This window comes from Streptomyces sp. NPDC002306, assembly GCF_053593435.1.
This window is the reverse complement of sequence record NZ_JBSFCK010000052.1, coordinates 13,209-30,691: the sequence shown is the minus strand read 5'-3', so window position 1 is coordinate 30,691 and position 17,483 is coordinate 13,209. Positions and strand designations below refer to the sequence as shown.

Annotated in this window: 17 protein-coding genes; 10 read left to right on the top strand and 7 right to left on the bottom strand. The window is 69.2% G+C overall.

The genetic code is table 11. The features are described from left to right. The coding region (locus ACWCQK_RS38060) for a transposase (protein ID WP_451163197.1) at nt 1-261 on the top strand (261 nt) is incomplete at its 5' end. Nucleotides 262-495: 234 nt separating this feature from the next. On the opposite strand, the gene ACWCQK_RS38055 is transcribed toward ACWCQK_RS38060, so the two are convergent. After that, nucleotides 496-633: a hypothetical protein gene (locus ACWCQK_RS38055; RefSeq protein WP_451163195.1), complete on the bottom strand. Its 138-nt coding sequence runs from the start codon at nt 631-633 to the stop codon at nt 496-498. A 394-nt stretch (nt 634-1,027) separates the two neighbouring features. Between ACWCQK_RS38055 and ACWCQK_RS38050 the strand changes: the two genes are divergently transcribed. The 3 genes from ACWCQK_RS38050 (at nt 1,028) to ACWCQK_RS38040 (ending at nt 4,490) form a co-directional block, all read left to right on the top strand. Beyond that, a complete protein-coding gene (locus ACWCQK_RS38050; protein ID WP_451163201.1) occupies nt 1,028-1,672 on the top strand; it encodes a dihydrofolate reductase family protein in 645 nt (214 codons plus the stop codon). A gap of 196 nt (nt 1,673-1,868) precedes the next feature. Continuing rightward, nucleotides 1,869-2,423, top strand: a complete 555-nt coding sequence (locus ACWCQK_RS38045; protein WP_451163193.1) for a hypothetical protein — start codon at nt 1,869-1,871, stop codon at nt 2,421-2,423. 1,059 nt (nt 2,424-3,482) lie between these two features. After that, nucleotides 3,483-4,490 carry a hypothetical protein gene (locus tag ACWCQK_RS38040; RefSeq protein ID WP_451163191.1) on the top strand — a complete coding sequence of 336 codons (1,008 nt, stop codon included), beginning with the start codon at nt 3,483-3,485 and terminating at the stop codon, nt 4,488-4,490. 307 nt (nt 4,491-4,797) lie between these two features. Here ACWCQK_RS38040 and ACWCQK_RS38035 read toward each other — a convergent pair whose 3' ends face one another. Then, the gene (locus ACWCQK_RS38035) at nt 4,798-5,469 is read right to left on the bottom strand and encodes a DedA family protein (RefSeq protein WP_451163189.1); all 672 of its coding nucleotides are present in this window, start codon (nt 5,467-5,469) and stop codon (nt 4,798-4,800) included. Nucleotides 5,470-5,619: 150 nt separating this feature from the next. On the opposite strand from ACWCQK_RS38035, the gene ACWCQK_RS38030 reads away from it, so the two are divergent. The 6 genes from ACWCQK_RS38030 (at nt 5,620) to ACWCQK_RS38005 (ending at nt 11,048) form a co-directional block, all read left to right on the top strand. Continuing rightward, nucleotides 5,620-5,994, top strand: coding sequence for a BlaI/MecI/CopY family transcriptional regulator (locus ACWCQK_RS38030; protein WP_451163187.1), 375 nt, complete (start codon nt 5,620-5,622; stop codon nt 5,992-5,994). After that, on the top strand, nt 5,991-6,932 hold the full coding sequence (locus ACWCQK_RS38025; RefSeq protein WP_451163185.1) for a M56 family metallopeptidase: 942 nt from the start codon (nt 5,991-5,993) through the stop codon (nt 6,930-6,932). The genes ACWCQK_RS38030 and ACWCQK_RS38025 overlap by 4 nt, the downstream gene beginning before the upstream one ends. 133 nt (nt 6,933-7,065) lie before the next feature. Then, nucleotides 7,066-8,220 (top strand): iron uptake system protein EfeO, encoded by a 1,155-nt coding sequence (efeO, locus tag ACWCQK_RS38020; protein ID WP_451163183.1) that lies wholly within the window; start codon nt 7,066-7,068, stop codon nt 8,218-8,220. After that, a complete protein-coding gene (efeB, locus tag ACWCQK_RS38015) occupies nt 8,217-9,497 on the top strand; it encodes an iron uptake transporter deferrochelatase/peroxidase subunit (RefSeq protein ID WP_451163181.1) in 1,281 nt (426 codons plus the stop codon). Before efeO ends, efeB begins: the two co-directional genes overlap by 4 nt. A 42-nt stretch (nt 9,498-9,539) precedes the next feature. Continuing rightward, nucleotides 9,540-10,385 (top strand): iron uptake transporter permease EfeU, encoded by an 846-nt coding sequence (gene efeU / locus ACWCQK_RS38010; RefSeq protein WP_451163179.1) that lies wholly within the window; start codon nt 9,540-9,542, stop codon nt 10,383-10,385. A gap of 45 nt (nt 10,386-10,430) precedes the next feature. After that, complete coding sequence (locus ACWCQK_RS38005) at nt 10,431-11,048, top strand: hypothetical protein (protein ID WP_451163177.1); 618 nt, start codon at nt 10,431-10,433, stop codon at nt 11,046-11,048. A gap of 231 nt (nt 11,049-11,279) precedes the next feature. Here the strand turns inward: ACWCQK_RS38005 and ACWCQK_RS38000 are convergent, their stop codons facing one another. The 5 genes from ACWCQK_RS38000 to ACWCQK_RS37980 are packed head-to-tail and all read right to left on the bottom strand — an operon-like array spanning nt 11,280 to nt 17,136. Further along, on the bottom strand, nt 11,280-12,716 hold the full coding sequence (locus tag ACWCQK_RS38000) for an MATE family efflux transporter (protein WP_451163175.1): 1,437 nt from the start codon (nt 12,714-12,716) through the stop codon (nt 11,280-11,282). A gap of 4 nt (nt 12,717-12,720) precedes the next feature. Beyond that, entirely contained in the window at nt 12,721-13,752 is a 1,032-nt protein-coding gene (locus ACWCQK_RS37995; protein WP_451163173.1) for a cysteine synthase family protein, read from the bottom strand. Nucleotides 13,753-13,783: 31 nt separating this feature from the next. After that, the gene (locus ACWCQK_RS37990) at nt 13,784-15,121 is read right to left on the bottom strand and encodes a Y4yA family PLP-dependent enzyme (RefSeq protein ID WP_451163171.1); all 1,338 of its coding nucleotides are present in this window, start codon (nt 15,119-15,121) and stop codon (nt 13,784-13,786) included. Then, the gene (locus ACWCQK_RS37985; protein WP_451163165.1) at nt 15,112-16,101 is read right to left on the bottom strand and encodes an ornithine cyclodeaminase family protein; all 990 of its coding nucleotides are present in this window, start codon (nt 16,099-16,101) and stop codon (nt 15,112-15,114) included. Before ACWCQK_RS37985 ends, ACWCQK_RS37990 begins: the two co-directional genes overlap by 10 nt. A 45-nt stretch (nt 16,102-16,146) precedes the next feature. Next, nucleotides 16,147-17,136, bottom strand: a complete 990-nt coding sequence (locus tag ACWCQK_RS37980) for a TauD/TfdA family dioxygenase (protein ID WP_451163163.1) — start codon at nt 17,134-17,136, stop codon at nt 16,147-16,149. Nucleotides 17,137-17,483 lie beyond the last annotated feature (347 nt).

The window sequence follows — 17,483 nt, the reverse complement described above, 5'->3', positions numbered from 1 at the left end:
CTCGCGGACCGCGGCTACGACCACGACAAGTACCGTCGCCTGCTGTGGCAGCGCGGCATCCGACCGGTCATCGCCGAACGAGGCGTCGAACACGGGTCCGGCCTGGGTACTTTCCGTTGGGTGGTAGAGCGCACCATCGCCTGGCTGCACGGCTTTCGCCGCCTACGCATCCGTTGGGAGCGACGCGACGACATCCACGAGGCCTTCCTCGGCCTCGCCACCTGCCTGATCACCCACCGACACGTCCAACGCCTTTGTTAGGACCTCTTATCGGAAAAGTGGCGGACGGCGACGGCGGTCGTCGCGGTGTCGGGCCCGGCGGAGGGAGCTGATGGCGTGGTTGCGCAGGGCGCCATGTCCTCCGGGGCGCGCCCGGTGCGGATGCGAGAGGCGTCCTCGGTGAAGGTCAGGTCTCGGACGAAGTGGAGTCTGTTTTCGATGCCCCAGTGGAAGCGGGCAGGTGGCCGGGTTGCTGCGGACAGAATTCCCTTGAGGTCAGGTCGGTGAGCGTAGATGTATGCGGGCGAGCTGGGCGGTGGTGGCGTTGGTGCGGAACCGCATGATCCGTGCGGCCTGGACGAGATGGAGGAAGCCCACGTCGAGGCCGGTGAAAGAACAGGCTCCGGTGCCCACGGTGCCACCGGTGCGCGAGCACTTCGAGTGGTGGACAAGGCGCAGCTTCTCCCGATGGGCTGACCGGCGGCCCGGCCATCGTGGGTCCATCGGCGCAGCGCTGACCGCAGCCCTGGCGACCAGACCGGCATCCGCCGGAAGGGACATCAGCCCCGGGTGCGGGCCTACTCGTGAACGCGGGGCCACACGGGGTGCGTTCGGCTTGCGCTCTGGCCGCGTATGTTCGCCAGTTCGTGGTGGAGGCTCCAGGGTGGATGGTGAAGTTTCGTCCGCTTCTTGACACGCCTTGGAACAGAAGTCGCGGGCCGCTGTCGATCCGGCCATGTCCCGTTCGACGTGATGCTGTGCGGCGCCTCGCCACACGATGGCGCGACAGGACCTGATGAGGAATGACGTGGATCAACTGTTGAGAGTCATGAACTTCAACGTCTCGAGCGATGGAATCGGTGCCGGTGAGCATCAGAGTCTCGAGCGGCCGTTCGGCCACGACCATCCCGAGAGGCTGTTCGCGTGGGCCGGAGCCACGGCGAGCTGGCCCATGCGCACGGATCCCGGAGGGAGCCGGGGCCTCGACGACTACTTCACGCGAGACTTCGCACGCAACGTCGGCGCCGAGATTATGGGCCGTAACAAGTTCGGACCCCAGCGCGGGCCCTGGCAGGACCACGACTGGCGTGGCTGGTGGGGCGAGCAGCCCCCTTTCAGTACGCCGGTGTTCGTCATGACTCACCACACGCGTCCGTCGATCACGCTCTCCGACACCACGTTCCACTTCGTCGACGGCGACCCGGCCACGGTCCTCGAACGGGCGCGGGAAGCGGCGCAGGGCAAGGACGTCCGGCTCGGCGGCGGGGTCACCACCGTCCGGCAGTTCCTTGATGCCGACCTCGTCGACACCCTGCATGTGGCGGTCTCGCCGGTAAAGCTCGGGTCCGGACTGCGACTCTGGGATTCCCCCGATGAACTGCTCGACCGCTTTCACCTGGAGGTCGTGCCCAGCCCGAGCGGCGTGACACACCACCTGTTCTGGCGAAGGTGACGCGAGGGCCCACCCGCGTTCAAGCAGCGACTGTGAGGGGGCGTCCCTCCAGCGGATGCCCTTCTCACTTCGTATGCGGGCGCGTTCCCTGTGTCGGTGGCCAAAGATGCCGACGAGTTGGAAATCGCAGTACTCGTACGTGCCCCCCTGGACATGACACCTTGCCTCGACGAAACGGGCCAGTGAGGAGATACCGATGGCTGATCTGCACCAAGTGTTTGTCAACGAGGGAATCTTCGGTGTTCTCGACGACGGCGTGATCGCTGTCCAGACAGCTGACTGGTCGAACGGGTTCGTTGCCCCGATGGCTCAGGGCGCCTTGATCGTCACAGGGATCAACACCGGGTACGTTCGAGTCTCGCTCCTGACCCTGGAAGGTCCCCCCGTTGAGCCACCAGCAGAGTCATGGGAGGAGATTGTAGAGGTCAGCCTCCATGCTGCTCCGAAGAACAACCTCCAACTGGAGTCGCTCGAAATCGGTGCGCTAGCCCCTGCAACACGGGCTGAGCCGGAGTCTTCCTGGTACAGATTTCGCGTCCATGCACGGGGCCGCGACCTGCTGCGCGACGAAGTGAGCATGGACCCCGTTGAGGACTACCTGCTCATCAGCTGGCCGGCAGGGCGGGAAGACGCAACCATCCTGCGCTCAAGCGAGAGCATCGAGCGCAGGATGCGTGCCCAACCGGCGAAGACCGTCCCTGCGCCTGAGCCGCTTCGTGAAGAGAATCCCCCGACCCGTAAGCCCGGCTGAGGACGACAGGATCAGCCTCGCGGTTCCCGGTCGGACCAGGTCACGTGGAGGGGCCCGCACGATGCGGTGTGGCCTCTCCGCGTCGGTATCAGGCTGTTGGTCACCGTCGTAGCCACAGCTTCCGCACAGATGCCCGCACCCGGCGGGGTTCTGACCATCACCGCCGGCCGGGCTGCCGACGGGCTGGCTGAGGCTGATCCTTTGGAGTGGACACCCCGGCAATGGAACTTGATGGTCCAGGGAAGTATGTCCAGGTGGGACGGAAGTCTCCGTATCCGGAGGAGTTCAGAACGGACGCTGTCGCCCTCTACCGCGCCGCGGCGGGGAAGCGGACGTAGGCGGCGCTGGCGAACGAACAGATTTGCAACGTCGGCTGGGAGCAGGCACGACAGAGCGCGTGCCCAGCAGTTCCTCGCCACCGACCGGATCTGCACCCGTCTGGAGCACGCGACAGCCGAACTGCCCGGGTGTAGGCGGAGCCCGTACCCCGGCGCCGGTCGAGACAGCCGCTTCGTCGTGGCCGAGGCGCCGACGAACGCGGCCAGGTATATCGGGACCGAACGTGCCGAGGTGTGGCTGGCCCGTACTCCCAACGGCCTGCGAGCGATGGGCCGCGACGAGAGTCAGGGCGACGCCGACGAGGCGGACGGCGGCTGGCCGGGGGGCGTGCGGTGCCGGGCGCCGCACTCGGATCGGCGACGTCGACCCAGACCTCGTCGTCCATGAGCCTCCGAGCCGTGCCGTGGTCGGCCTCCACGTTGTAGGAGGCGAACTCACGCCAGTCCAGAGGTGGTTCGAACCTTTTCCGTGCCTGGCGTCTTCGAGGACCTCCGGGCCGGACTCGCCAGGTTTCAAGGGTGCCACCCTTCGCGTGGCCCGGGCTGTCTCAGCCGTCGACCGGGCCTGGTGAAACCGTCGGCATCACTGCCTTGGTGAATCACTGATAGGCCGAACCCAACGACGCTGAGGTCCGTATTAATATGTGCAGGTCACCGGAGGGGAAGCATGGTCGAAGTGAGGCACTCGTGCCCACATTGCGGACACGGCATAGGCCGACTGATGCGCGTCAACGACGAAGGCGTTTCCAACTGCGCGCGTTGCCACAAGAGTGACTGGACTCGTAGGTTCCCGTTCTCTGAGTCGGATCCCCGCCGGGAGCAGCAGGAGGGTCGGGAGGCACGCCGTGCAGATGTGAACGCGATGTTCGCCGATTGGTTGTCACGCTATGAGCAGTCCACCCAGGATGAGAGTCCCCAACGCGTCATCCCGCCCCCTCCGCGACACCCGGAGCTTGACCGGGAGGGATTTGTTGAGCACCTCCGCGACACGAAGCCCACCGGATTCAGTCCTGCTGCGGACTCGAAGAAGGGGGTGAAGGAGAGCCTGCTGGCCTACGGAAGCCTGGTGGCAGGGCTTGTGGCCTTCTTCGCCATCGTCGCGGGGGCCGCTGACAGGGATCAGGTCACGGCCGCTTCCGCCAAGCCCACAGCGTTGCCTGGCGTGAGCGCCTCTCCTTCGGTCAAGGCCATTTCGTCCCCCTCCGCGTCTCTGCCGGCTTCGCAGAAGCCGACTCTCGCGGAGTCGGTGAGCGACTATGGGGACTGGAACCTCGCAAAGGCTGTGGCGGACGCCCGCAAGCGCCACGCCAGGTCGGTGACGTACACGGATCTGAGCGACCTGAACCGCAGTCCGGTTCGCCTCGGCAGCTGGAAGGTGTGCTCTCAGTGGCCTGATGCTGGTGCCGACAGCACTGGGTCTGTCACGTTCGCGGTTCTGAAAACTGATGAGGCGTGCGCCTCGCCGCCGCTGCCTCACTCAGATGACGACTCGTCCTCGGACGACAACTCTGGCTCCGGCTCGGGCGAAAGTACGTCGACGGCTCCCGGTTCGTCCTCATCGGGCACCTCTGCTACGGCGCAGTTGTGCAGCATCCGATCCAACGCCGGTAACTGTTACCACGCCGGCCAGTTCTGCCGGAAGTTCGATGTGGGAGCCACTACGACGGACGCGGCAGGGCGTGAGATCACCTGCGGCTATGAGGCTGGCGCGAATCGCTGGCACTACTGACAATGCGATGATCGGTCGTGACTCGATCGCTGTGGAATCCGCTGTCGGGGCTGGTCGTTGCTGGCTACGACCAGCCTGGGGAGATGGAATGGATCTCGCCATCCGTTCCTGCCCTCAGCGGAACTGCCAGAGCGCGGGTGGTCATCGGTTGTGGCCGTTCTGTTCTCGCTGGGGCACGTAGTGGGCATGTCGGTCAGGATGGCGGTTGAGTGGGGGTGCCGGTCCGCGTGTTGCCTGGAGCGCAGCGGTCAACAGCTGTGCTTACGGTAAGGGTCTGTGCCGCAGCGGTGTCGCTGCACGGAGGGGTTCACGCGCCGCCGTTTGTCCGGCGCGCCTGACGTGAGCGGATGAGTTCGACCCCGATCGGCACGAGCGAGACGGCGACGATCACAGCGATGATCGGCAGGAGGTAGCGGTCGACGTTGGGTACCGAGGCGCCAAGGCCGTAGCCGGCGAGGACCAGGCCGACCGTCCACAGCACACCCCCGACGATCTGCCAGAGTGCGAAGGTGCGTGCCGGCACGGCCAGGATGCCGGCCAGTGGGTTCAGCACGGTGCGCACGATCGGCAGGAACCGTGCCAGCACGATCGCCTTGGCGTGACCGTACCGGTGAAGGATGTCCGTGGCGCGGTCGGCGCCTTCTCGGATCTTGCGGGAGTTTGTGCGGGCCAGAAACGCCGGACCGGCTTTGCGGCCCAGCAGGTATCCGGTCTGCGCGCCACTGAGTGCTCCGAACGCGGCGGCGAGGAGGACCCATGGCAGGGAGAGGTGTCCGGGCTGCGTCGCCGATCCGGCGCACAGCAGTCCGGCGGTGAAGAGCAGCGAGTCACCCGGCAGGAAGAAGCCGATGAGGAGGCCGGTTTCGGCGAAGAGGATGACGGCGATGCCGACGGTGCCGAAGGCGGCAAGCAGCGACTGCGCATCGAGAAGGTTCACGGCGAGATGCACATGGGACGTGCCGGAGTGCGCGAGCGTCATGGACGAGCCTCTTCGGTGTTGGTCGGATGAGGGAAGGGCCATGCGGAGCCGCACGCTCGAAGGCGTACGGTCTCCGCGAGCGGCTATCCTGTCTACAAGACAGTAGTCGGTCTACTTCACTGTAGACGAAGTCGAGGTGGAGGCGGCTCCATGACGGACACCGAGGGCGAGCGCAGGCCCGCCGGGGAGCTCGAGGCGAGCGTGCTCGCGGCACTGTGGGTGGCCGGGGCGCCGCAGTCGGCGGCCCAGGTGCGTGCGGCGATATCCCAGGATCTGGCGCGCACCACGGTGGCGACTCTGCTCGGGCGGCTGCATGAGAAGGGGATGGTGGGACGCCGGCCCGACAGGCGCGGTTTCGTGTACTTCGCCCTGCAGGACTCGCACGGCCTGACCGCCCGGCGCATGCATCGTGAACTCGACCACAGCGGAGACGACCGCAGCCTCGTGCTGGCCCGTTTCGTGGAAGGGCTTCATGCGCAGGACGAAGCCGAGCTGCGCCGCCTGCTCAAGGAGGACCGCCCGTGATCACCCTCCTCCTGATCCCTCTGCTGCTGCCCTGGGCTCTGCCGCCTTTGGCGCGGCGGACCGCCGCGCGGGTGCGCCCGGACGTCGCCCTGTATGCGATCACCGGTGCCATGGCTGTGCTGGCGCTTGGTGTGATCGCCTGCCTGGGTCTCCTGCTCCTTCCGCTGGCGCTGCGTCTGCCGGTGCTCGCCGGTCTCGTTCATCTGCTCCAGCCGGTTCAGGCAGGCCCGGCGGGCCTTGTTTCCACGGCCTCCGTGCTGGCGGCCGGTGTGCTCGCAGTGACCGTGATCGCCGTTGTGCGGGGTGCCGCAGCGGAGATGGTGCGCCTGCGTGCGGCCCGTGACCTCGTGGCGGGACTTCCGGAAGCAGGGGGGCTGTGCGTCCTCGATGACGACCGGCCGGACGCCTTCGCACTGCCCGGAGGTCTGCGGGGAGCGGGCCGGATCGTGGTGACGGCGGGCATGCTCCGGGCTCTGGACGTGAAGGAGCGCGAGGTGCTCCTCGGTCATGAACGCGCCCACCTCGCTGCCCGCCACCACCTGTTCCTGGCGGCCGCACAGCTCGCCGGCTGGTGTCATCCGGCGTTGACCGCGGTCATCCCGCATGCCTCCTTCGCTGTTGAGCGCACCGCGGACGAGGCCGCTGCCCGGGCGTGCGGGGACCGGGGACTGGCCGCGCGCGCCGTCGGGCGCGCCGCCCTGGCCGCCTCCGCCCGGCGAGCCGGGCCGCAGTTGCCCGCCGTTGCCGCCGGCGGAACCACCGGCCCTGTGCCGGCGCGGGTCAGGGCTCTGCTGGTCCAGGCTCCGACGCGGCGCATCGCGCCCGTCCTGGTGGCCTTGGCCCTTGTGTGCACCGCTGCGGGTGCGTCGTCCCTCGCGGGAGCCGTCTGGCTGCACCGCGGGGTGGAGATCGCGCAGGGTGAGAACCCCTCCGACTGATGCGGGATCTCCCCGACGCGGCACGGACTTAGGGCAGCCTTCCCTGAGTGACTACATTTATGTAGACTCCGCGACGGCTCGCGACGTGCACGTTCCGAGCCGTTCGCGACCGATCACGTGAATCGAGGCACCCATGCCCGCCAGCCCCCGCCACCTCCTTGTCGGCGCCGGCACAGTCATAGCCGTCGCCGCGTCGCTGGCGGGCTGCACGCAAAAGAGCGACGCCAAGACCGGAGACGGAGCGATCCAGGTGATCGCGAAGGACGACTCCTGCGTGATCGCGAAGAAGGACTTCCCGGCCGGACACCTGACGCTGAACGTGGAGAACCGCGGCAGCAAGGTGACCGAGGTCTACGTGCTGTACCCGGACGACCGGATCGTCACCGAGCGCGAGAACATCGGCCCCGGCACCAAGGCCACCATCACCGCCGAGATCAAGGCGGGCGACTACGAGATCGCCTGCAAGCCGGGCATGAAGGGCGACGGCATCCGCCAGAAGGTGACCGCCACCGGCGGTGCTGCGGCCAGGCGCTCGCCCGAGATGGACGCGGCCGTCGCCGCCTACCGCCAGTACGTGCAGACGCAGGCCGACGAGAGCCTGCCGAAGGTGAAGGTGTTCACCGACGCCGTCCGCGCCGGTGACGTCGCGACCGCCAAGAAGGCGTACGCCGACTCCCGCATCGGCTGGGAGCGCACCGAGCCCGTCGCGGAGTCCTTCGGCGACATCGACCCCAAGGTCGACGTCCGTGAAGACGGTCTCGAGGCCGGCCAGGATCCGACGAAGGACTGGACCGGCTGGCACCGCCTGGAGAAGGCGCTGTGGCAGGACGAGAAGATCGGCGACCGCGAGAAGCAGCTCGCCGACCAGCTCGACAAGGACCTGGCGGACTGGCTCAAGCGCGTCGGCCGCGCCGAGATCACCCCGACCTCCATGGCCAACGGCGCCAAGGAACTGCTCGACGAGGTCGCCAAGAACAAGGTGACCGGCGAAGAGGAGCGCTACTCACACACCGATCTGGTCGACTTCAAGGCCAACGTCGAGGGCGCCCAGAAGTCTTTCGAACTCCTGAAGCCGGTCGCCTCGAAGAATGACGCCGCGCTCGTCGCCACGCTCGACAAGGAGTTCGCCGCGATGAACACGCTGCTCGACAAGTACCGCACCGACAAGGCGAGCTACGTGTTCACCTCGTACGAGAAGGTCGGCGAGGAGCAGCGCAAGGAGCTGTCGGACAGCGTCAACGCGCTCGCCGAGCCGCTCTCCCGACTCGCCGCCGCGGTCGTGAAGTGAGTCCTCTCGGCAAGGAAGGCGAGACGGCGCGCGAGCCGCGCGAGCACGCCACACCGTCGCGGCGCGCGGTCATGAGCTGGGGCGGCACGGGTGTTGCCCTCGGCGCCGTCGCGGGCGGCGCCGTCGCTCTGTCCCGGTCCGGCGATCGCTCGCTGCCGGTCGCCGACAGCGGTGCGGCCGTGGCGTTCCACGGCAGGCACCAGGCCGGCATCGACACCGCCGTCCAGGACCGGCTGCACTTCGCCGCCTTCGACGTCACGACGACCGACCGGGCGCAGTTGATCGCGCTTCTGAAGGACTGGACGCGCGCCGCCGAGCGCATGACAGCGGGCCGCGAGGTCGGCGAGGGCGCCTATGGCGGCCTGCCGCAAGCCCCGCCGGACGACACGGGCGAGGCTCTCGGTCTCAAGGCGTCGCGGCTCACGCTGACCGTCGGCTTCGGCCCCTCGCTCTTCGACGGCCGCTTCGCACTCGCCGGCAGGCGGCCCGCAGCCCTGGTGGAGCTGCCGAGGTTCTCCGGCGACAACCTGGACCCGGCCCGCAGCGGCGGCGACCTGTGTGTCCAGGCCTGCGCCGACGATCCCCAGGTCGCCGTGCACGCGATCCGCAACCTCGCGCGCATCGGCTTCGGGAAAGTCGCGGTGCGCTGGTCGCAACTGGGTTTCGGCAAGACGTCCTCGACGACGCCCGACGCCCAGACCCCGCGCAACCTGTTCGGCTTCAAGGACGGCACACGCAACATCGCCGGAACCGAAACTGCCCGACTCGACCGGCACGTATGGGTCTCCGGCAAGGACGCGGCGGGCCCGACGGCCTGGATGGACGGCGGTTCCTACCTCGTCGCCCGCCGCATCCGCATGAACATCGAGACCTGGGACCGCACCCCGCTCGCCGAACAGGAAGACATCTTCGGCCGCGACAAGCGTGAGGGCGCTCCCGCCGGCAAGGCCGGCGAGCACGACGAGCCGTTCCTCAAGGCGATGAAGCCGGACTCGCACGTGCGCCTGGCGCACCCCGACTCCAACGGCGGGGCGACGATCCTGCGCCGCGGCTACTCCTTCACGGACGGCACCGACGGCCTCGGCCGCCTGGAGGCGGGCCTGTTCTTCCTCGCCTACCAGCGCGATGTACGGACCGGATTCATCCCGGTGCAGACCTCGCTGGCCCGCGACGACGCGCTCAACGAGTACGTCCAGCACGTCGGTTCAGCCTTGTTCGCGATCCCTCCCGGCGTCCGTGACCAGGGCGACTGGTGGGGCCGGGGACTGTTCTCGTGACCCACCACCGGCTCCGCCGCTTCACGTGAGAAAGGACCCGGCATGTTCGGGAATTACCTGATCGGGCTTCGCGAGGGACTGGAGGCGAGCCTCGTCGTCTGCATCCTCGTCGCCTACCTCGTCAAGACCGACAACCGGCGCCAACTGCCGCCCGTATGGGCGGGCGTCGGCATCGCGGTGGCCGTCTCCCTCGCCTTCGGTGCCCTGCTCCAGTTCGGCTCCTCCACGCTCACCTTCCAGGCCAAGGAAGCCCTCGGCGGCAGCCTGTCCATCCTCTCCGTCGCCCTGGTCACCTGGATGGTCTTCTGGATGCGGCGCACCGCCCGCCACCTCAAGAGCGAACTCCAAGGCAAACTGGACGCCGCTCTCGCCGTCGGCACCGGCGCCCTGGTGATCACGTCCTTCTTCGCCGTCGGCCGCGAGGGCCTGGAGACCTCCTTGTTCATCTGGACCGCCGTCCAGGCCACCGACGACGGCATCCGCCCCCTCATCGGAGCCCTCCTGGGGCTGGCCACCTCCGTCGTCCTCGGCTGGCTCTTCTACAAGGGGGCCCTGAAGATCAACCTGGCCAAGTTCTTCCGCTGGACCGGTGCCATGCTCGTCGCCGTCGCCGCAGGCGTCCTCGCCTACGGCATCCACGACCTTCAGGAAGCCGACCTCCTGCCCGGCCTGCGCGACCTCGCCTTCGACATCACCACCACCATCCCCCCGGACTCCTGGTACGGCACCGTCCTCAAGGGCGTGTTCAACTTCCAGGCCGACCCCACCATCCTGCAGTCCCTCGTGTGGGCCGCCTACGTCGTCCCGGTCATGGCCTTCTTCCTCGCTCCCGAACGACCGAGGCAGCCGGCGGTGACCACCGCGGCCAACCAGCGGGCCGCGCAGTAGAACCGCCGGGTGAGACCGGCACGAGTGTGTGCAACGGGAGAGACGGTGTACGAACCTCAAGAGGACGAGCCCGCGCCGGACCAGGATCCGCTGGAAGCGGGGCGGGTGATCGCCTGGCTGAAAGACCGCAGCGACATCGAACAGGTACTGCAGGCAGCGCTGGGCGGCCTGCCGAGCGAACGCGATGCCACCCTGGCGCACATGGGGGACGTACTCCAGGCCACGGCTCAGGGCTTGGGGCTCGAGGCCGCAGCGGTGTGGGCCGGCGTGCCCGAACCCGTCCTGAAGGGCTGGATCGACAAGGATCCCGCGTTCGCCTCCGCCCTGTACGCGGCCACGGCTCTGGCAGCCGCGCATGGACTGAAGCAGGGCGGGGGGACCACGTCGGCCATGGTGCGGGTCCTGCTGGTCGCGATGAGCGGCGGCGCCAGGAAACTCGACGCCATCAAACTGGCAGGCTTACCGGACAGCCGCTTCCGTGCGCTGCTCAAGACTTCTTCCACGCTGAAGGCCCTGCTGGACGCGGCACGCCGGGTGCGGCCGCTGCCGGCACGCGGCGCCGGGGTCCGTGGTCTTGGCCGGCCCCGCCGTCCCGACAGGAAATCTGCGCAGTCCTGGGGCTTTCGACTCATCCAGCGCGCTGACCCGGAGGATCAACCCTGATGAGACAGAGCCCGCGCCGCCATCGCGTCAGGTTGCGGGCGCCTGGACCGTGTCAGGGACGACCGGTGGCCGCGGTCGCTGAAGCCGGCGAAACCGATGCGCATGTCGGTGCCGGCCATGGATGTTTCCCCGCACCGGTCATCATCCCGTTCGGAGAGGGCCGTTGATCACCTGCCGTGGTCTCCTTCCTCGATGCGAGAGGGAGGGGAGCACGGCGTTCGGCGCTGCTGGTCAGGCGCCTGCCACCGGTGCGGCGGCCGCGGTCGCAGCTCGGGCGTTCAGGGCGCGGCCGTAGCGGCGCAGGAGAAGGACGGCGGTGGTGGCCAGTCCGCAGAGCAGACCGAGCCACAGGCCGCGGGTGTCACCGCCGAGGGGGTAGGCGAGCAGCCAGGACGCTGGAAGCCCGACGGTCCAGTAGCCGATGAGGGTGATGCGGAATCCGCTCCTGGTGTCGTCGAGGCCGCGCAGCAGGCCGACACCGATGTTCTGGGCGCAGTCGAAGAACTGCAGTACGGCGACGATGGCGAGAAGGCCGGTGGCGATCCGCAGGCCCTGCTGATCGGCTGGGGACGTGGGGTCGAAGTAGGGGCGCAGGACCACGTGGGGAGCGGCCAGGTAGAGGATGCCGACGAGTGTGGTGACGGCTGCGCCGCAGGCGAGTGCGGTGTTCTTGAGGCGGCGTGCGGCGGAGTGGTTGTTGAGGGCGAGTTCGCGGCTGACGTTGATGGAGGCCGCGTGGGAGAGTCCGACGGCGACCTGGAAGACGATGTAGATGAGCTGGTTGACGGCGGTGTGGGCGGCGAGCGCCGCGGCTCCGAAGCTGCCGGCGAACAGGGCGGTGACGGAGAAGAAGCCCGCCTCGGAGCCGTAGGTCGCGGCGATGGGGGTGCCCAGGCCCAGCAGGTGGCGGACGGTGGGCGTGTCGGCACGCCAGAAGTCCAGGCTCAGCAGGGGAGCGAGCTGGGCGTCGCTGCGCGCGGCGGCGTACAGGGCGAGGAAGGACAGCAGGTAGACGCCGCTGGTGGCCACGCCGATACCGGTGAGGCCGAGCTTGGGTAGACCGAAGGTGCCGTGGATGAAGCCCCAGTCGAGGGCGGCGTTGACGGCGACGGAGGCGAGAGTGATCTGCAGCAGGGCTTGGGGGCGGCGCATGCCGACGGTGAACTGGCGGATCGCCTGGAACCACAGGCACGGTACGAGCCCGGGGGCGAGGGCGGCGAGCATGTCCTGGGCGCGGCCGGCGACGCCGGCGTCCTGGCCGAGGAGGGTGGCGGTCTGACCGATGACGACCATCAGGATCGCCCCGGCGATGCCGGCGAGGGTGGCGACGGCCATCGCGGCGCGGACCAGGCCGCGCACCTCTTCGCCGCGGATGAGCGAGTCGTGGGCTTCGAGGCCGTCGGCGGGCTCGGTCCGTTCGGCGCGGGCGGAGGCCGCCGCGACCTGGTTGCCGACGGAGGTGACGAGCCCGACGCCCATGGTGCGCAGCTGGTTGAAGATGACCAGGGCCAGGCCGCCTGCGGCGAGGGCCTCGGTGCCGAGCAGGCCCATCATGATGGTGTCGGTGGTGGTCAGGGCGACCTGGGCGAGCTGGGTGAGGGCGAGCGGGACGGCGAGGGCGGCCAGGGCGCGGCTGTCGCGGGCGAGGAGGGTGAGCTGTTGCGTCACGGTGTCAGTTCCTGCGGAGTTTGGTGAGTGTCTCCTCGATCCCGGCTTCGACGGCCGGGGCGAGCAGGGCGCGGGCGGTCATCCAGTCGTCGTTGAAGACGGTGTCCATGTACTTCTCGCCGCCGTCGTTGATGAAGGCGACCATCACACTGTCGGGGGCGAGTTCGGGCAGCCGGGCCAAGGCCTCGTGCACGACGCCGCCGGCTGAACCGCCGATGAGCAGCCCGCAGTTGCGGGCGACGGCGCGGGCGGTGGCGAAGGCCTCCATGTCGCCGACCTTCGCGCCTTCGTCGATGAGGTCGTAGTCGACGAGCAGGCCGATGGTGGCGCCTTCGGGGGTGCCGGTTCCCGACTGGTGGTAGTCGTGGGCGGGCGGTCCGAACGCGATGGAGCCCTTGGGCTCGACGCCGATGACAGTGAGCCGGGGGACGGTCTTCTTCAGTTCGCGGGCGGTACCGCACAGGCCGCCGCCGGTGCCGACGGCGCCGATGAGCACGTGGACCTTGTGGCCGAGGGCCTGGGCGATCTCGCGGCCGACGTCGTAGTAGCCGACGGCGTTGCTGGGATTGTTGTGCTGCTCGGTGAAGTAGGTGTTGTCCGCTCCGCGCGCCATGTCTTCGGCGAGTTCCTCGCGGGCCGCGGTGTGGAGCTCTGCACCGTCCATATCGGCGTCCACATAGACCAGTTCGGTGCCCATCGCCTTCATGCCACGCAGCTTGTCGGCGGCGGCGTGGTGGTCGACGACGGCGGTGAAACGGTAGCCGCGCTCGGCGGCGACCACGGCGAGACCGAGGCCCGTGTTGCCGGACGTGGACTCGATGATGTGGCCGCCTTCGCGGAGCTGACCGCGTTCTTCGGCGTCGAGGACCATCTGGCGGGCCATACGGATCTTGGCGCTGCCGGTGGGGTTGAACATTTCGAGCTTGAGCAGAAGGCGGGCGCCGTTGTCGGCACGGGCGAGCTCGAACAGGGGGGTGCAGCCGATGAGGTCGGATATGCGGCTGACCACCGGGGGACGGTTCAGGGCGTCGGTCATGGCGTGAGGGCTCCGAGGGGGGCAGGTGAGGTCAGCGGTCGAGGCGCCAGCGGGGCCGGCCTGCGTCGTCGGGGTAGTCGATGACGACCTTCGGCGGCAGCGGCAGTTCGTGGAAGGGCGATTCGTTGGAGTCCATCTGGTAGCCGGCGGTGTTGGGGTAGACGATCAGGTCCCCGGCCTGCGGCCGCACGGGGAAGGCGATCTTGCGCCAGGTCAGCAGGTCGGAGTCCAGGCAGCTGGCGCCGGCGATGCACGCCCGGTACGGCACCGTCGGGTGGGCGCGGGCACGGCTGGGCAGCAGGTGGGGGTCGGGCAGGTACTCGCTGTTGAACCACTGCTCGGACAGGCTCAGGCTGGTGCCGTCGACGGTGACGATGCCGTACCCGTCCCGGTCCTTGACGCCCTGGACGCCGAAGACAGAGGCGCCGGCCCGGTCCAGCAGGGCGCGGCCGGGTTCCAGGAGCAGCATCACCGCGGCCTGGCGCAGGCGGTCGGCGAGGCTCGGGCCGTCCGGGGTGCGGGCGGCGAGGATGGCACGTAGTGCCTGGGCGCCCGCGACGGGAGAGTGGTACGGGTAGAAGTCTTTGGCCGTGAACGTCCTGCCGGCGTGGTAGTCGCGGGGGTCGTGCCGGTCGAGGAAGGTCTCCCAGGCATCGGCGGGAACGTAGTCGACGGGGAATCCGCCGCCGATGCTGATCCGGTCGGCCCCAAGTCCTTGCGCCCGTGCTGTGAGGCACAGGTCGACGAGGTCGGCGGCGAGAGCGGCGCGCTGCTGCACGTCGTATCCGGACAGGTGGAAGCTGAAGCCTTCCATGCGGATGCGGTCGCCGGCGGCGGAGCACGCACGGAGCGCCCGTTCCAGTCCGTCGTGGTCGAGACCGAACCGGCTGCCCGGCTGGGCCGGGGGGTGCACGCGCAGCAGCACTCTGGGCGGCCGTGGCATCTCGAGGGCGAGCACGCGGTCGAGTTCGTCGAGGGCGTCGACGGTGGTGAGCGCGCCCTGCTGTGCGGCGAGGCGCAGCAGCGGGTCGGCTTTGGCCGGTCCGGTCACGACGAGGTCGTCGCCGCGCACTCCGTGCCCCAGGGCCTCGCGGAGCTCGCCCAGCGAGGCGACGTCGACTCCGGCGCCCCGGGCGGCGCAGCGGTCGATGAACACCGCGGCCTTGTTGGCCTTCTTGGCGTAGTAGACCCGTCCTTGGACCCCGGCGTCCGCCAGGGCCGCGTGCATGGCGGCCAGGTTGGTGTCGAAGCGGTGCGGGAGCAGGTAGTGGAACGGGCCGCCGAGGCCGTGGGCGAGCTCCTGCAGCAGGCCGCTGCCGTGCAGGCGGTCGGCGAGCGGGTCGGGATGGGCTGCCAGGGTCAGCGCCACAGGGCCACCTCGGTTCCGAGTTCTTGTTCGGCGGCGAGTTGGGCGAAGCGGTGTCCGAGGGCGATGTCGGTGACGACCAGGCCGCTGTTGTAGGCGAAGATGCGCTGCTCGGGGGAGGTACGGCCGGGGGAGGCGCCGGAGATGATGACGGGCAGCTCCAGGTCGACCGCGGGCAGGTCGCCCTCGCTGTCGGCCATGTCGGTGCCGGTGACGCGCATCTGGGCTTCGCTGGTGGCGATGACCCGGTCGGCGCGGTGCAGGGTGGAGGGGGCCAGGCCGTGGCCGACGAGGATCGCGGTCGCGCCGGGCCTGAGCCAGTCTGCTTCGACGGCGGTGGGGGTGTGGGCGCCGGCGGTCGCGACGATCACGTCGGCGTCGCGGGCGGCGGAGGCGATGTCGGTGACCAGCTCCACGTCACGGCCGGGGAAGTGGCGGGCGAGTTCGGTGCGGACGGCGGCGAGGCCGTCGGGGTGGGTGCCGCACAGCAGCAGACGGTCCAGTTTCGGAAGGGTGGTCAGCAGGAAGGGCAGGGCGAGGCGTCCCTGGGTGCCGGTGCCGATCACCAGTGCGGTGGTGGCGCCGGGCGCGGCGCACTCGCGGGCCAGGAGCGCGGAGACGGCCGGGGTGCGCAGGGAGCCGATGCGGGAGCAGTCCATCATCGCCACGGGCAGGCCGGTGTCGTCGTCGTAGATGGTCAGGGTCGTGTAGTAGTGCTGGTTGTCGCGGCTTTCGTGCAAGCCGTGCTTGTAGGACGTCTTGATCGCGACGACATTGCGGACGCCGTCGCGGCCGAGCATGGCGTAGGAGACGGAGTGACCGTCGGCGGGCTTGACGCAGAGTTTGCGGGGGTTGTCCGACTTGCCTGCCGCGAGGGTGCGGTAGGCCTGCTCGACGGTGTCGACGACGTCGGCGGGGGTGATGTCCAGGCCGGCGAGGTCACTGGTTGACAGTACGCGCAGGGTGGTGTCGTCCCGGTCCATGAGGTGCCCCTTCGGGTCCGTTGATGCGGCGGTGAGGCGGCGAGGTCATTCGGCCCAGGCCGTGAGGGCGGCCTGGCCGTAGCCGTGTTCGTCGTGTTCGGCCAGTGGCCGGGTGGGGCGTCCTTCGACGCGGGCGGAGGCACGCTTGAGCCACCGGTCGGTGCCGTCGTAGCGGGCGCGGAAGGGTACCCGGCCATGGACGACGATGTCGTTGTCGACGACCAGGACGTCGCCGGGCTCGAGGCTCACCGCGACCGACACGCGGGCCAGTTCGTCTTCCAGGCGCCGGTATGCCTCACGCCAGGCGTCGTCGGCGTCCACGAGCGGGGTGTAGGCGGGGTCGAAACGCAGGGTCAGGCCCTCGGGGGTGTCGAAGAGGGTCGGGACCGGGGTCGGCCGGCCGGAGAACTGCCGGGCCTGTTCGTAGGCGTCGTCGGGCAGGATCGGCACGACCGGCCGCTGGAGCTGTCGGATGTCGCTGTCGGCGAGGGCGGTGCGGCGGATGCTGGCCGCGGTGGTGGCGATGTCGTCGTGGTTGCGCATGCAGCACAGCAGCAGCAGGTGGGCGCGGCCGGGGTGGAAGGCGTCCTCGGTGTGCGGGGCCAGCAGGGCGGAACTGGAAGCGCCGGTCTGCTCGCTCTCGTGGCCGGGCGAGGGAACGATGTTGTGCACGAAGCGGCCGTCCTGCTGGCCGTCCCAGGCGATCGGGGTGCCCATCAGCGCCGAGATCAGCAGCAGGACGACGTCCCACAGTGCGCCGGCGTCGGCTGCGGTCGACCAGTGCCCGGGCGTGGGCCCGAGTCCGGCGTCATCGAGGCGCAGACCGCGCAGGACGAACAGGCCGTCGGCGGTGTCCACCGGCCGCAGAGCGTAGTGCACCCCCTCGCTGAGCCGGGCGCAGGCCTCGGGCAGGGCGTCGAGCAGGTCGGGGGAGGTGGCGGACCCGTGGTCGGCGAGGAGTTCGGCCGCGACGGCGCTCAGTTCGCCGGCGTCACCGGCGTCGAGAGGGCGTACGGGGGCGGAGCAGGTGGGCACGGTGGCACCTTCCAGGGCAGGGCGAAGCGAAGCGCGGGCACGCGGCATCGCCGCACCGGCTCGAAAGTGGCGGGAAGGACACGAGAGTCGTGAGGGTCCGCAGCGGCTCGTAGGTGCTGCCGGACACCGGAAACGTAACAACGGCCTGCTGGTTAGGCAACCCTAACCGATGTGATTGACTACATAAACGTAGTCTCAGTTTCGGCCGCATCGGGAGCTGGTGACGCATGCTCAATTCCCGTTCTGAGCAGACAAGTTGCGGTCCTGGCGGGATGGCCTGGATGCGGCCGGAGCGCTCCAGGGCCGCTTGCGCAGCCTGGCTGGAATCGGTTAGGTAAGGCTAAGCA